Source organism: Ruegeria sp. D4, assembly GCF_056534475.1.
This window is the reverse complement of sequence record NZ_JBQFPJ010000028.1, coordinates 1-15,130: the sequence shown is the minus strand read 5'-3', so window position 1 is coordinate 15,130 and position 15,130 is coordinate 1. Positions and strand designations below refer to the sequence as shown.

At 54.0% G+C, this 15,130-nt stretch carries 12 protein-coding genes; 9 read left to right on the top strand and 3 right to left on the bottom strand.

Annotation, left to right across the window (positions count from 1 at the left end; translation table 11 throughout):
* The first annotated feature begins 375 nt into the window (after nucleotides 1-375).
* From ACR0MI_RS22705 to urtE, 7 genes are all read left to right on the top strand, one after another.
* Nucleotides 376-2,301, top strand: coding sequence for a DUF3604 domain-containing protein (locus ACR0MI_RS22705; RefSeq protein WP_170817392.1), 1,926 nt, complete (start codon nucleotides 376-378; stop codon nucleotides 2,299-2,301).
* A 432-nt stretch (nucleotides 2,302-2,733) separates the two neighbouring features.
* Complete coding sequence (locus ACR0MI_RS22700; protein WP_170612196.1) at nucleotides 2,734-3,174, top strand: hypothetical protein; 441 nt, start codon at nucleotides 2,734-2,736, stop codon at nucleotides 3,172-3,174.
* A gap of 289 nt (nucleotides 3,175-3,463) precedes the next feature.
* Nucleotides 3,464-4,738 carry an urea ABC transporter substrate-binding protein gene (gene urtA, locus ACR0MI_RS22695; protein WP_170612198.1) on the top strand — a complete coding sequence of 425 codons (1,275 nt, stop codon included), beginning with the start codon at nucleotides 3,464-3,466 and terminating at the stop codon, nucleotides 4,736-4,738.
* Nucleotides 4,739-4,805: 67 nt separating this feature from the next.
* Entirely contained in the window at nucleotides 4,806-6,761 is a 1,956-nt protein-coding gene (gene urtB, locus ACR0MI_RS22690) for an urea ABC transporter permease subunit UrtB (protein ID WP_170612200.1), read from the top strand.
* 10 nt (nucleotides 6,762-6,771) lie between these two features.
* Nucleotides 6,772-8,025, top strand: coding sequence for an urea ABC transporter permease subunit UrtC (gene urtC, locus ACR0MI_RS22685; protein WP_480442297.1), 1,254 nt, complete (start codon nucleotides 6,772-6,774; stop codon nucleotides 8,023-8,025).
* The gene (gene urtD, locus ACR0MI_RS22680) at nucleotides 8,022-8,762 is read left to right on the top strand and encodes an urea ABC transporter ATP-binding protein UrtD (RefSeq protein WP_170612202.1); all 741 of its coding nucleotides are present in this window, start codon (nucleotides 8,022-8,024) and stop codon (nucleotides 8,760-8,762) included. Before urtC ends, urtD begins: the two co-directional genes overlap by 4 nt.
* Nucleotides 8,752-9,459: an urea ABC transporter ATP-binding subunit UrtE gene (urtE, locus tag ACR0MI_RS22675; RefSeq protein WP_170612204.1), complete on the top strand. Its 708-nt coding sequence runs from the start codon at nucleotides 8,752-8,754 to the stop codon at nucleotides 9,457-9,459. Before urtD ends, urtE begins: the two co-directional genes overlap by 11 nt.
* Nucleotides 9,460-10,266: 807 nt before the next feature.
* Here the strand turns inward: urtE and ACR0MI_RS22670 are convergent.
* The gene (locus ACR0MI_RS22670) at nucleotides 10,267-11,160 is read right to left on the bottom strand and encodes an NAD(P)-dependent oxidoreductase (protein ID WP_170817393.1); all 894 of its coding nucleotides are present in this window, start codon (nucleotides 11,158-11,160) and stop codon (nucleotides 10,267-10,269) included.
* A 275-nt stretch (nucleotides 11,161-11,435) separates the two neighbouring features.
* On the opposite strand from ACR0MI_RS22670, the gene ACR0MI_RS22665 reads away from it, so the two are divergent.
* Nucleotides 11,436-12,362, top strand: coding sequence for a DMT family transporter (locus tag ACR0MI_RS22665; protein ID WP_170817394.1), 927 nt, complete (start codon nucleotides 11,436-11,438; stop codon nucleotides 12,360-12,362).
* Between the two features lie 175 nt (nucleotides 12,363-12,537).
* A complete protein-coding gene (locus ACR0MI_RS22660; protein ID WP_170612333.1) occupies nucleotides 12,538-12,954 on the top strand; it encodes a c-type cytochrome in 417 nt (138 codons plus the stop codon).
* A 154-nt stretch (nucleotides 12,955-13,108) separates the two neighbouring features.
* Here ACR0MI_RS22660 and ACR0MI_RS22655 read toward each other — a convergent pair whose 3' ends face one another.
* Together ACR0MI_RS22655 and ACR0MI_RS22650 are read right to left on the bottom strand one after the other, a co-directional pair.
* On the bottom strand, nucleotides 13,109-14,812 hold the full coding sequence (locus ACR0MI_RS22655; protein WP_170612331.1) for an alkaline phosphatase family protein: 1,704 nt from the start codon (nucleotides 14,810-14,812) through the stop codon (nucleotides 13,109-13,111).
* Between the two features lie 216 nt (nucleotides 14,813-15,028).
* Nucleotides 15,029-15,130, bottom strand: a 102-nt coding sequence (locus tag ACR0MI_RS22650; RefSeq protein ID WP_480442479.1) for an integrase core domain-containing protein, incomplete at its 5' end; no start/stop codon positions are given.

The window sequence follows — 15,130 nt, the reverse complement described above, 5'->3', positions numbered from 1 at the left end:
GATTCCGCGTGAGTTGACCTTCAGGAATAATGTTCGCTACGTCAATTCCGCCCGGTTTGGCCACTTCTCAAGCAAGGGCTTTCGCATTCAACCTGCCGAACCCAAACTTAGTAACCCTTGATCGTACTTTCATAGAGAATGACCGCTATATTGGCTGCGAATGCAGCACATAGGTCAAGTACTGCAAAGCAGCTAAGGACTGCACTAATGTCAGCTCTCAGAGCAGTCGTTCGCTGCGCAGAGCATCAGTGACCGCTCTGCGGACAAAGCGGAAATTCGAAGACATGGTAAGAATGACGTATTATCATCGGGTCTGAATGTGCGGCATTCGTAAAATAACGCGTTTTGATTTCAGCAAGTTTTGGGAGGTTTATTATGCTCAGGCACCTAAATTCCGCTTTGTTCTCTTCCATATTTTTAATTTCGGGCGCAGCCGACGCACAGTTTGTACCCTCTGAAGAGTCCCTTCAAAACCTTTACCCCGGCAAAGCCTATTCACCCTATGCTCAGCGCAGCTTTCCATCGCGCGTATTTTGGGGCGACACTCATATTCACACCGGTCTTTCAATGGATGCCGGTCTTTTCGGGAACACGACCGATCTGGACACAATGCTTCGGTTTGCGCGAGGCGAAGAGGTCGTCTCTGCCACGGGGCAGCGTGTTAAATTGGCGCGACCGTTAGACTGGATCGTGACAACGGAACACTCGGATGGAATGGGCATGATCACCGATTTGGCCAAAGGATCTCCCAACATTATGGAATCAGAACAGGGCTCCCGCTGGGCAAAAAGTCTGCAAGACGGCGGTGAGGCGTCTGCTGCAGCAGCTCTGGACCTGATCACTACGTTCTCTCAAGGGAACATGGATCCAGACTTGATCGCAGATTATTCTCCTGGATCGCCTATCTATGCCTCGGTCTGGGAAGACATGATCGCAACCGTGGAATCGTTCAACGATCCGGGAGACTTCACGGCTTTCCACGGCTTTGAGTGGACGTCGCTGATCCGGGGCAACAACATGCACCGCAATATCATTTTTCGTGACAATGCAGATCGGGTCAAACAGGTCCAACCTATGACAACGCAAGCCCCCATTGGTTCTACAGACCCGATGGACTTGTACAAATGGTTGGAGGCTTATGAGGCCGATACCGGCGGACAGGCTTTTGCACTCGCGCACAATGGAAACCTGTCAAACGGCATCATGTTCCCATCTGAAACACGTTACAATGGCGAACCTGTGGACGAAGCCTATGCAATGGCGCGGATGAGATGGGAACCGCTATACGAAATCACCCAGATCAAGGGAGACGGCGAAGCGCACCCCGCACTTAGTCCGGATGACGAGTTTGCGAATTACGAGACTTGGGATGCGGGGAATCTCGATCTAACTGAAGCCAAAACGCCAGATATGCTGTCAGGCGAATATGCGCGCGAGGCGCTAAAGCAGGGGTTCGCTATCGAGGCGCGCACGGGTGTAAACCCATACAAATTTGGCTTGTCCGGCGCGACGGACAGCCATACATCTCTGGCAACCGCTGACAGCGACAATTACTTTGGTAAAGCAACAAATGCCGAACCTTCATTGACACGTGCGTCGCATCCGTTCACCGAAACAGAAAATGGAATTTTCCCCGGTTGGTCATTGGTGGCGTCAGGGTACACAGGTGTCTGGGCCGAAGAGAACACGCGCGCTAGTCTATGGGATGCCATGGTGCGCCGCGAGGTCTATGCCACAACAGGTCCGCGCATGGCTGTGCGGTTCTTTGGGGGATGGGAGTTCGACGAGGATGACATGAGGTCTCGCGCTCCAGCCTTTGTTGGATACGAAAAGGGTGTTCCGATGGGTGGTGATTTGCGAGTGGCAACGTCCGATGCGCCAACTTTCATGGTCTATGCACTACGCGATCCCATCGGGGCCAATCTTGATCGCATCCAGATCGTCAAAGGCTGGATGGACAGCGACGGGAACTTGTCGGAAAAAGTCTATGATGTGGCGTGGTCGGGTGACCGTGAACTGGATGCTGACGGGAAACTGCCAGCAGTGGGCAATACGGTCGACCTGGAAGCGGCAAACTATGTCAACACCATCGGCGCTTCAGAGCTGGGAACGGTCTGGGTGGACCCAGATTTTGATGCCGTCGAACACGCGTTTTACTACGCGCGGGTCATTGAAATCCCGACGCCACGCTGGGTCGTTTACGACAAAGTGCGTCTAGGCGCTGACATTCCTGAAGAAGCGACATTGATCGGACAAGAGCGCGCGTATACGTCACCGATCTGGTATTCACCGAATAATTAAGATAATGCCCATTTTCCTTGCTTTTTGACTGACCGCTTTGGGCTGACTGCGGTCCTTTGGAGTAAAAATGCGGATGGCAGCAATGTCCGCATATCGGTCATTCGGGAAAAATCACTCAATGTCTGCTGTGCGGACAAAGCCGTTGTTTGCTACACTGCAGCACGTTTGGTTTGAGTGAACGACTGCTTGAGCGGCCTCAATCTTGGTCTTGGGTAGCGGATCGAGAGTTTCAAGCGGGTCTCAGTTCAGACATTGAAACTTCCAACTAATGCGACGCTTTAGCTATTTGAAGCCGATAGTGAGCGTCAGTTCGGCCTCTTCAGAAGTTTGGTGCGAGCTTGGCCTTATATTGCGGAACCGGTGTGATAAATCAAATCTGAGCTCGAAAAAGGCGGGGTATTTTATTTCAAGTAAGCCCTAAACTGAACACAGTTGATTTCAGAGTGCTGCCTTGACGGGCGCACTTCCATTGACGATGGTAATTTTATGAGCACTTTGAGAACATTTTTGCTTTCAAATCTGTGCATCCTGGCGTCTTCTGGATTGCTCTATGCAGAAAGTGGGATCGTAAAGTCCTTTGCAGGTTGTGCAGGGCGCTTCTCGGCTGAAATGGAACATGCGTGGCTTTTGAACGATGCCAAAGCTCAGGACTATGAACTGCGGCGCGGCGGGTTTGTGTCTCTGCTGGAAGCGACGACCACAGCAGAAAATGCCGAATTTGTCCTAAGCCACAGGGTGAATTCCAAACACGCGCATGCACGTCTGCTGCAAACCGCGACCTTTGGTTCAGACGAAACGAAGGCAAATGTGGCGCGCCGTACCGCCAAGCAGTATTTGGATCAGTGTAACTTGTTGATCCTTGGCGGTGTATAAGAGCCGCTTCGCTGCGCTGCCGCATTATTAAGCGGGGCATGCTGCGCTGCCGCAAGATTAGGCAATACCCTCAATCTGTCCAGGAACTCGGGTCATGAGACTCTGAGTGCTGCGGAGAACTGTCCTAGCACTATGGAGTGCCGCAAGACGGCTTGGAACATGTGCGAAGGTGCCCAGCCCAGGAAACCTGAAGACGCCCTCGCACACCGCAATTATGCGTGGGGGGGGTATATGGGACGTTTCGGCGCCCCGAACAACCCTGCTGCGCGTCGCATAAAAGGAAATGCTGATGCACACCAAACTTCTCACCACAACCGCCGCAGTCCTGTTGGCCAGTTCATTGCCTGCACTGGCCGATTGCCCGATCAAGGTTGGCGTCCTTCATTCGTTGTCCGGCACCATGGCCATTTCGGAAACCACGCTGAAAGACACGATGGAAATGCTGGTCGAACAGCAAAACGAAGCCGGTGGTCTTCTGGGGTGCGAGCTTGAAGCTGTCGTTGTAGATCCGGCCTCGGACTGGCCGCTTTTTGCCGAAAAGGCGCGTGAGTTGCTGACAGTGCACGAAGTTGACGTGATCTTTGGCAACTGGACATCGGTTTCCCGCAAATCCGTCCTGCCGGTGATCGAAGAACTGAACGGCCTGCTGTTCTATCCGGTTCAGTACGAGGGCGAAGAGAGCTCGAAAAACGTATTCTACACAGGCGCTGCGCCGAACCAGCAGGCGATCCCAGCCACGGATTACTTCCTGGATGAGCTGGGAGTTGAGAAATTTGCGCTGCTGGGAACCGACTACGTCTATCCGCGGACCACGAACAATATCCTTGAAAGCTACCTGAAGCAGAAGGGCATCGCGGAAGAGGACATTTTCGTCAACTACACGCCGTTCGGACATTCGGACTGGTCCAAGATCGTGGCCGACGTGGTCGCGCTTGGTGCGGATGGCAAGAAAGTCGGCGTGATTTCGACCATCAATGGCGACGCGAACGTTGGCTTCTATAAAGAACTTGCCGCCGCGGGCATCTCGGCTGATGACATTCCGGTTGTCGCCTTCTCGGTCGGTGAGGAAGAGTTAGCCGGTCTGGATACCACCAACCTCGTCGGTCACCTGGCGGCCTGGAACTATTTCCAGTCGGCCGAAAGCGATGCGAACGAAGCATGGGTCGAAGCTTGGAAAGCCCGAATGGGTGAGGACCGTGTGACCAATGACCCGATGGAGGCCCACTATATCGGCTTCAACATGTGGGTGAACGCGGCGACGGCTGCCGACACCACCGATGTGGACGCTGTTCGGACCGCCATGTACGGTCAGGAATTCCCGAACCTGACAGGCGGCACCGCTGTGATGCTGCCCAACCACCATCTGGCCAAGCCGGTCCTGATCGGTGAAATCCAGGAAGACGGTCAGTTCGACATCATCAGCCAGACCGAAGAAGTTCCGGGCGATGCCTGGACCGACTATCTGCCTGAGTCCGCTGTTCTCGTGTCGGATTGGAAAGAGCTGGGTTGCGGGATGTACAACACCGAAACCGAGAGCTGCGTACAGATCAAGTCCAACTACTAAGGTCTTAACCTGAATTCCTCGGGGCGCGCGAGTTGTGCCCCGAGGCTCAATACAAAGGTCTTCCTAAATGACGCTTCCGTTCAGGCGGGCAGTGCTTGCCCTGCTGGTCCTTGTGGCCCCTACCCTTTTGCAAGCGCAATCCGCAGACGCCCCGGTGCAGCAGATATTGCAGTCCCACGCGGAGGTGATTCAGAAATCCTCTCGCAAGACGATTGGCCCTGCGATCGACGCGCTGGCGCAAAGTGGGCTGCCGGAAGCGCAGACCGTTCTGGAGCGTTGGCAGGCCAAGGACATGTGGTTCAACAAAGAAATCGGTCTTTTTGTCTTTGCCTCAAAGGCTGACGGTGGGTTGCAGATCTTCGATGTATCTGACGGGGCCGAGATCGGGGTTGTCGAGAAAAAGAAATACAAACAACTCAAGCCCAATTCTGGCATTCGCGGGTTGATCGCGTCTGCTCTGGTGCAGTTTCAGCTGAACGACCCCAATCCAAGGACACGCGTCGCTGCTTTGACAGCGATTGAGCGAGACGCCGAAGCGTCGCACCTGTCTGCCCTGCGGGGTTCCATCGAGGCTGAACAAGACGCAGACCTCAAGGCGCGCAAAGACCGGTTGGAACGCTTGCTCACCATTCGCTTTGATGAGGATGAGGCCGCGAGGCTTGCTGCAATCGACAGCTTTGCCGGCGATCTGGGTGTTGATGTCAGGGCAACGCTCAATCCTTTGGTTTCATCCGAAATCAAGGCCGCAGATGAAATCCCGGACGGTGCGGTTGGCATTGAGGTCGGATCAGACGAGTTGACGCAGGACCAAGCCTATAACCTTCTTGTCGCAAACGGGTTGGCCCCGGAACCGGTGGATGCCGCAGCGGTAAAGCAAACCCTGATCGCCAACATAAACGGCGATACCGTTGCGGGTGTGCAAGTGGCGAGCCTTGACGAGGACGCCGCCCGAGAGGCCGCGTATCAGGTGTTGGCCCAGCAAGGTTTGGCGGCCCCTCTGGTGGCACAGGAAGATATTGCCGAAGCCGTTCAAAAGCATAAGTTTTTCAAGGTGTACGTGTCGGCCCCCCTTCCCATCGCCCTTGCTGCACAGGCGGCTTTGGACAACATCGAAACGCAGGTTGCATTGAACCAGACAGCGGATCTGGTGTTGGACGCGCTGTCTCTGGCCTCGATCTATTTCCTCGCTGCAATCGGTCTTGCGATCACCTTCGGGGTCATGGGCGTGATTAATATGGCGCATGGTGAATTCATTATGATGGGCGCCTACACCGGCTATGTGGTGCAGTTGTTCATTCCTGACCTGACGCTTTCGATCCTTGTGGCTATTCCATGCGCGTTTCTCGTGACCTTCGGGGCCGGAGTTCTGCTGGAGCGGCTCGTCATTCGGTGGTTGTACCACCGCCCGCTAGAGACGTTGCTGGCAACCTTCGGTGTTTCCATTGCCTTGCAGCAACTGGCCAAAAATATATTTGGCACGCAGGCGCGTCCTCTTACTGCGCCGGCATGGTTGGATGGGTCGATGGTTCTGAACGACATCGTGTCGATCAGCTACATTCGCATTGCGATCTTCGTTCTGGCGCTGCTGTTTCTGGCGCTGTTCCTTATTGTCATGAACCGAACCCGGCTGGGGCTTGAGGTGCGGGCTGTGACCCAGAACCCGCGCATGGCGTCCTCGATGGGCATCAACCCGGACCGGATCAACATGCTGACGTTCGGTCTGGGTTCGGGCATTGCTGGCATCGCCGGCGTGGCCATCGGGCTTTACGCCAAAGTCACGTCCGAGATGGGCTCTGACTACATTGTACAGAGCTTTATGACGGTGGTCGTCGGCGGCGTTGGCAACATCTGGGGCACGTTGCTGGGCGCGACGATGGTCGGAACGCTGCAAAAGGGGATTGAGTGGTTCAACCCCTCCAATACGCTGGCTGCGCAGACCTACATGATCCTTTTCATCATCCTGTTCATTCAATTCCGACCGCGCGGCATCATCGCGCTCAAAGGTCGGGCGGCGGAAGCGTGATATGGTTGACATGACTTCTACAGCCGAGCCGATACGCAAGCCGCTGGTGCTGCGTTATCCCTCTGTCGCGATCTTTCTGATCATCCTGTCCCTGTTTACGGCGATCATCACCTTTTTGGGCGAAGGGTTTGGCATCGGGCTGATTTCCACCAGCTTTATAAAAGCCTTGGGCAAGACGCTGTGCCTGTGTCTTGCTGCGCTGGCAATGGATCTGGTGTGGGGATACACAGGTATCCTGTCGCTGGGGCACATGGCGTTCTTTGGCATTGGCGGCTATGCCATCGGCATGTGGCTGATGTACGCCCGTACCGAGATAATCGTGGTCGACAGCCTCGCGGCCTCTGCCTTGCCGCCGACGGTTCAGGAAATCTCGGATGGCATTGCCACTCAGATTTTCGGCGTTGTCGGCGCATCCGAGTTCCCCCCAATCTGGGCTTTCGCACATTCCCTACCGCTGCAACTGGCTGCCGTCGTGTTGGTGCCCGGTCTGCTGGCCCTTATCTTTGGGTGGCTGGCGTTTCGCAGTCGGGTGACCGGGGTTTACCTGTCTATCCTGACGCAGGCGATGACGCTGGCGCTGTCCCTGTACCTATTCCAGAACGACAGCGGGTTGCGCGGGAACAATGGTTTGTCCGGGCTGCAGAACCTGCCGGGACTGGACTCGGTGCCGCAATCAACAGTTTCGATCCTGTTCTTCTGGGCGTCCGCCTTGGCGCTTGGCCTTGGCTACCTTGTCTGCGCATCGGTGGTGTCCGGCAAATTTGGATCGGTCATTCGCGCCATCCGAGACGACGAAAGCCGCGTTCGGTTCCTTGGATACTCGGTCGAGGCCTACAAGCTTTTCATCTTTACCTTCACCGCCGTGATTTGTGGTATCGCGGGCGCTTTGTACTATCCACAGGCGGGCATCATTAACCCGGCCGAGATTGCGCCCATTGCGTCAATTTATCTGGCCGTTTGGGTGGCAATCGGCGGGCGCGGACGGCTGTACGGAGCGGTGATCGGTGCGGCCTTTGTCTCGTTGCTGTCGACATGGTTCACGGGCGGGCAAGCCCCTGATATCTCGCTTAGGTTCTACACGATCCAATGGGTCGACTGGTGGACCATCCTGCTTGGGTTCTCATTTGTTGCGGTCACGCTGTTCGCGCCGCGCGGCATAGGGGGACTGATCGACAAGCTTACAGAGCGCCGCGCGCCGGATCGACATGGGGCCGACCTAGGACCAGACCTTGGATCGCTGCGCGAAAAGGAGGCGAATGAATGAGCACGCTTCTCGAAGTCTCTGGCGTTTCCGTGTCCTTTGACGGCTTCAAGGCGATCAACAACCTGACATTCCAAATCGGCCCGGCCGAAATGCGCGCCGTCATCGGCCCGAACGGGGCGGGCAAGACGACGTTCATGGACATCATCACGGGCAAGACCAAGCCGGATGATGGTCATGTTCTTTGGGGTGAAAAATCGGTTTCACTACTTTCGATGAGCGAAAGTCAGATCGCGCAGGCCGGAGTGGGGCGAAAGTTCCAGCGACCGACTGTGTTCGAAGACCAAAGCGTCCGAGAAAACCTGATGCTTGCTTTGAAAAACAAACGCGGGCCGTTGGCTGTACTGCGGTTCCGGGCGCGTCAGGAAGATCATGAGAGAGTCGCAACGCTGGCCGAGGAAATCGGACTGCAGAGCGCCTTGGACCGCAAGGCAAGTGAACTTAGCCACGGGCAAAAGCAATGGCTCGAGATCGGGATGCTGCTGGCTCAGGACCCGCAATTGCTGCTGGTCGATGAGCCTGCGGCGGGGATGACCCCGGCAGAGCGCAAGCATACGACCGACATTCTTGTCGAAGCGGCCAAAACCCGGGCCGTCGTCGTTGTCGAACACGATATGGAGTTTGTCCGTCGCTTAAACTGCAAAGTCACCGTGCTGCACGATGGATCGGTTCTGGCCGAAGGATCGTTGGACCATGTCACCCGGAACGAAAAAGTAATCGAGGTTTATCTTGGCCGCTGACCTTCTGAACATCTCCGATCTGACCCTGCACTATGGCGGCAGCCTGATCTTGCACGCCGTCGACATTACCGCGCGTCAGGGTCAGGTGACCTGCGTGATGGGGACAAATGGCGTTGGAAAAACAAGTCTTTTGAAAGCGATATCCGGCACGCATCCCCGCAGCGGTGGCGACTATGTGCTGAACGGCAAAAAAATCGGCAATGTCACTTCCTTTGAGCTTGCCAGAAAAGGAGTGGCTTACGTTCCGCAAGGGCGCGAGATCTTTCCGTTTTTAACGGTTCGCGAAAACCTCGAAATCGGCTTCGCCTGCCTGCCCCGCAGCGATCACGCGATCCCCAGCTATATCTTCGAGCTTTTTCCGGTCTTAAAAGAGTTCCTTTCTCGGCGCGGGGGCGACTTATCTGGTGGTCAACAGCAACAGCTTGCAATTGCGCGCGCGTTGATCACGAAGCCAAAGATACTGCTTTTGGACGAACCGACCGAAGGTATTCAACCAAACATTATCAAACAGATCGGGGAAGTCGTCGGCCTGCTACGCGATCAAGGGGAAATGGCTATAGTCTTGGTCGAGCAGTTTTTTGAGTTTGCTTATTCGTTAGGCGATGAATTCTTGGTTCTCGAGCGAGGCACCCCTCATCTACGCGGCTCCAAATGCCAAATTGGCAAAGAACAACTAAGGTCCGCGGTGTCTGTTTAACGGCACTGTAGTGGTTCCCTTCTGCTCTGCCATACCTGACGCACCGCATTTAACACTTCGGACTTATGCATATACCTTCTCGTAGCTCACTTAGCTGCATAGAATGCCGATTACTTGCAGTTTTTTGTATTCCGATGTTCGTGGATCAGGGGCATTTTGGGCTCAACTTGGTCATCTGACCATTTTTCTCAGATGACAGCTTATGAGAGGAAAGAAGACACATAAGGCTGTGGCAGTGCGGGTTAGGGCCTGCCTCTGCCGTCCCAATACTCTTTATCAGGCTCTTGATATCCAGCTCCTTCATGGCAGCACACCCTCACGACAATGATTATGAAGAGTGCCATCAGGATTGCTCTGGCACTTGGGGTTTGGAGCAAGTATTTCATTATTCTTTTTTATTGTTGAGTGAGTGACTTGGCAAAGAAGTCCCGCGCCTTTTCATTCAGCGCCAGTTGAGCTCAACTAACCGGCAGCAGGCCGCATTGTGAAGCGGTTCGGAGGAGGTCAATTGATTGGTTTTTGCTCTGAGCGCCAACAGTTCGTGAGCATCCGTGAAATGAGTTATCCGGATTTCAACGTAACACACGACAACCACTCTGTAAATTTAACGACGTCAGAGGTAGTAGCGCGGTTTTACGAAGGATTTGATGTTAAGAAGGAAATGACGCAGGATGAAACTTTCTAATCAAACGCCAAGGAAAAAAATTCTCAGTTCTAATCCTCATCATGATTGGCGGTATTACCTGAAATCCTTGTGCCCGTATCTTAAAGAGTTCGCATTTAACTGCTTGTGCAATGCGACCAGAATTACGCCTTGGATACGCCGTTTCTCGCAGCTACGAAATCCACAAGGTGAGGAACGTAGTCGTTCGGCCCGTCACCTCCAGCGGCGAGCGCCATTGCAAAACTGTTTTTTGCGGCGTTTCCGATTGGATTGGACATCCCCACTTCATCTGCCATGGCTTCGAGGTAACGCAAATCTTTCAGAGCATTGGATAAAGTGAATTTGTGGGAGTCTCGATTGCCTTCAACGGCGTACCCCATGAAGGTTTGATAAAACCCGCAATCCATCCTGCTGCCACGAATGACCGAGTCGAATTCCTTGGTGGATATTCCGACTTTTTCGGACAGTGCCAACGCTTCCGAATAGAGCGCCGCGTATCCCAGTGAAAGAAAGTTATTCAGAAGCTTCATTTTATGCCCTGCAGCACATGGGCCGATGTGAACGATGGTCTTTGCCCAAGCTGCGATAACAGGCTTCAACCGCTCAAAAACAACTGGGTCTGCGCCGACCATGGTCGCCAGCTCTCCGTTCTGTGCCTGCACGGGTGTCCCGCCCAACGGCGCGTCCGCCATATGGTGACCGGCCTGCGCTAACTTATTCGCGAGTGCCAAAGTGGAATTCGGGTCTGACGTGGAGCAGTCTACAATGACGCTACCGGCCTGCATGGACGGCATCATGGCTGCCACGATTGCCTCGACCTGAGGAGAACCGGGCGCACAAACATGGATAACTGATGACACTGCTGCAAGCTCCGCGAGGTTTTCCGCCTCCGTCGCACCCTGAGCGACCAACTCATCGACAGGTCCGCGGTTTCGATGAGCAATCACATTAACTGTGAAACCGGCCATTAGCAGATTTGAGGCCATACCTTGACCCATCAAGCCAACACCAACAAATCCGATCGTTTCTTTGCTCATGGGGGTCTCCCTTTACCATTTACGGAGAGTCAGTGTGGACTAGTACAGAATGAAAAAGCAATGGCGGCTTAACTTTGCTTCGTGAACCAAGGCGCAGGACGCAGCGAATGAACGTTTCTAGTCCTTTTCGACAGATGCTGCGCTTGAACCAAATGTCTGTATTGGGCTCAGTGCGGTCGCTCAGAAAAATTCAGTGAACGACCGGTGTGCGGGACAAAGCAGTCTTTCGTAGAATCTCTGAAGACGAAGATGCAAATGCGTGATAGCTCCAGATTATGGCAACGACATCTGCGCGAAATCGACCATCCATCCCTTACGCATTTGCCGTTTTTGGTGTTCTTTTTGCTTCAATCTGTTTCGGCCTGGTTCCCTACTTCAGCCGCAGCCTAACCGAGCAAGGCGTCGCACCCTATGCGGTCGCATTTTATCGCTACATTGTTGCGGCAATTCTTCTGCTTCCTGTTCTCATTGTGCACCGAAAAGAATGGCGAGAGATCACTTGGGGTCTTTCAGCCGGAGCCGTAATGGGGCTTGGTTGGATCGGATATGTAACGGCGCTGGAGAAGCTGCCCGCCTCGACAGTGGGTGTGCTTTACATGACCTATCCGGTGTTCACCTTAGTTGTCGCTTGGGCTGTGTTTGGCGATGCACCCACGCGACGCGCCATGTTGGCCGCTAGTCTGATTGTGGTGGCAGCTGTCCTCGCTGGCTCGCCTGCGTCAGTGGCTGGGGGACATCTGCCAACGCTGCTGATATCCCTTGCCGCTCCGTTCGGGTTTGGCTTCGGAATTTGTGTCCTGGTGCACAGGTTGTCTCGGATTGCGCCATTGGCACGTATCGCGTCAGTTTCTCTGGGGTCTGTACTGGGCCTCACACCGCTCATCCTTGGTACTGAGGTTGGAGAGCTTCTTCCTAGAGAACAATCCGATTGGCTTCTCATTGCTGGTATTGGACTGGTCACCGCGTTCGTGCCCCAGCTTATCTACACGATTTGCTCGCCTGTCATTGGAGCCTCCCAAACTGCGGTCGTCGGAAGTATCGAATTGCCCACAATGTTTGCCGTGGGATATCTTGCTTTTGGCGAAGCCATCTCTTTTCCTCAAGCTTTTGCATGTGCCTTAGTGCTGGGCGCAATCGCGATCACAAGAAGTAGAAAGACGCGCACCGTATCTACCGTGCTTACAAAATCACCGAGGCGGTAGCATTGGGCTCGGTGCTGCCGTTCTCTGAGGTAAGCATCACTAGCTGCTTGCGGCCCGAAGCGGGTAGCGAACGTTATGTGTTAAAGGACCGACGTTGACCGGCGGAAGATGTCGGTCCATTTTTGTTGTAGTGAACTCTCGTTTAGCAAAGGACCTCCGGATTATGAGGTACTTTATGATCGTTGCAAGCATGGGCATTTCTTCGGTTGCAACGATATCTGTGGCCGATGAGTTTTCGAACCTTGGCAAAGACCTCTTTGTTGAGCATTGCGCCAGATGTCACGGAATCGATGCATCTGGAAAAGGACCTGACGCAGCTGATTTGAAAACAGATCCTGCCGATTTAACAAAGATTTCCGACCGTAGGGGAGGCGTGTGGCCGATGCTAGAGGTCATGTCGATCTTGGACGGTTATTTGAAAGCGCAAGAACCTCGCGATGACATGCCTATAATCACCGAGTTAAACGACGGCCCTACTGTCGAATTTGATACGGGGAATGGTTTGGTTACGCGTATTCCTTCCAGACTAATCGAAATTGCTGGGTATTTGGAGAGTATTCAGTCTCCGAAGCCGGAACGATATGTTCCGTGAAATTCTGATCCGCAGTTGTGTACGCTAAAGAGTGCTGCGTTGGGCGGGTGCGGTAATTGCCTGGAAGCAACGAATATACGGATCGCCTTATGGACGATGTCGTCGCGGTCTGGCCTAGCGTGTTTCAGTATCAGGTCTCGCGCTGCACAGCGGTCTAATCCAAGACTTCTTGTAGTACCTCACCGCTCGCACCATTTGGACGTGCCGTGCCTAATAATGCAGACAGTGTGGATGCGAGAGCAGTCGTGCAAACCCGGCGCGCGACCCGTTGCGGTTTTAAGCTCGGTGCAGCAAAGATAATCGGCACATGTGTGTCACCGCGCCACGGTGACCCATGGGTGGATGTGACGGACAGACCATCGAAGTCTGCGATAAACCAGCCGGGCTTGAAGACTACGTATATGTTCCCGGATCGGGTGGGATGATAGTTGTTGCGGACCAGGCGCATGATGTCGGTATCGGGCAGGAGGTTTGCTTCGATAGCCGTACTGGGGACTGCGAATGCCACATCGGGAAAGGATAGAAGCTCTTCTGCAATAGCTGACTCCAGCGTGGGTAAGTCAATATCACTGCGAGCCAATACTTCGGGGGCGATATTGAGATAGGGGTGATTATAACCCTCAAGCAATTTCCCGGTGACCCCAAACCGCTCCTTAAGCTTGGTTATTCGTTCCGTCGGGTCCCATGTGTCCGGAGCAACAAGGCCAGTTCGGATGCCAAAACTCTCCAAATAGCCCGGCGCATCGGTGGTGCCGTGGTCCGCCGATAGAACGATCAAAACGTTTTCCAGCCCAATCCGTTCGTCGATAAACGCGAAGAGATTCTTGAGAGTCTGATCGAGGCGGTATATCGTATCCTCGGCTTCAAGACTGGAAGGGCCAAATACATGGTTGACGTAATCTACGGACGAGAAGCTAATCGCCAGATAATCCGTTACCGCGTCTTGCCCGATATCCTCGGCATCAATCAACCGTTTGGCAAACTGCGCTGTCAGATCGTCGCCAGCGGGACTAAGCGTTAAAAAGGTCGTGAAGTAGGGATTTTTCAGCGGGTCAAACCCATTTTGCGTCGAAGAATAGCGATGAGGAAAGGTTATGCCGAACCCGGCGACATCCGTCTCCCATGGTTGGTTGTCACGGTCGCCAAAGAGATAGGCTTCCTTTGGGTGCATCAACTCCCAAGAGGTTCCTTCAAAGGAGGCGCTCGGCGATGCGTCATTCCATGAGGAAACCCAATCCGGGTATTTGTCATAGTAATAGGAGCTTGTGACAAAACGATTTGCGGCTTTTGAGAACCAGAAGGCTTTGCCGCTTTGTCCCGCCATTGTAATTGCCCCACGGTCTTTGATTGAAACTCCAAAGACCTTGGCCGCACCAGCAGTGGAAGCGCTTAATTCGTCCGAAAGCGTCGTAACAAGCATAGCGCGTGGTGACCGGCCATCTGTGCCAGCTGCCGCCTGTGTTGGGTCAATTTCAATATCGTCATTGATGCCAGCGCCATCTCCAAGAAGCGGAGCGGTGCTGTCTTCAACGTTGTAGACAACGCGGTCCAAGGTTCTGTCGAACCAGATGTTTCCGATCATCCCGTGTACTGCCGGAGTTGCACCGGTCGCCAATGTGGCGTGTCCGACAACCGTCTCTGTATTGGCATGGCAATGATGGGCGTCCAGATAGTGTACACCGTTTTCTAGTAAATACTTAAGGCCACCCTCCCCAAGATTCTCAAAGTAGCGTGTCGGCAGATCGCCCCGAAACGCGTCGACGGTTAGCTGCAAAACGAGACGAGGAGGTTCTTGTGCGTACGCAGGAGCGACTGCAACCAACCACAAAGACAAACAAGCTTTCAGTGTTTTGGGCACAGTGTTTCCTTTCGCTGTATTGCGCAGCAGGTTGGCGGCGACCGCAATTGCGCGCTAGAACAACCCGTTTCAATACCAAACTGATAACAAAAACGCTTCAAGTCTACTTCTTCCGACCTATCGCGAAAGAGCCTGCAAAACCCAAAACGGTGTTCATACAAACAATTGCTTGGAACTGAGGGTGATCAGCCCCACATGTGTGGTCCAAGTTGATTGTTAGTGCGTGGCCGGCCTTTGGTCCAATTGAACGATGGTTGCCGGGGCCGGCGGTTTATGTCCCAGAGCACTGTGCGGGCGTTTTGTGTTGTAGTGTTTCCT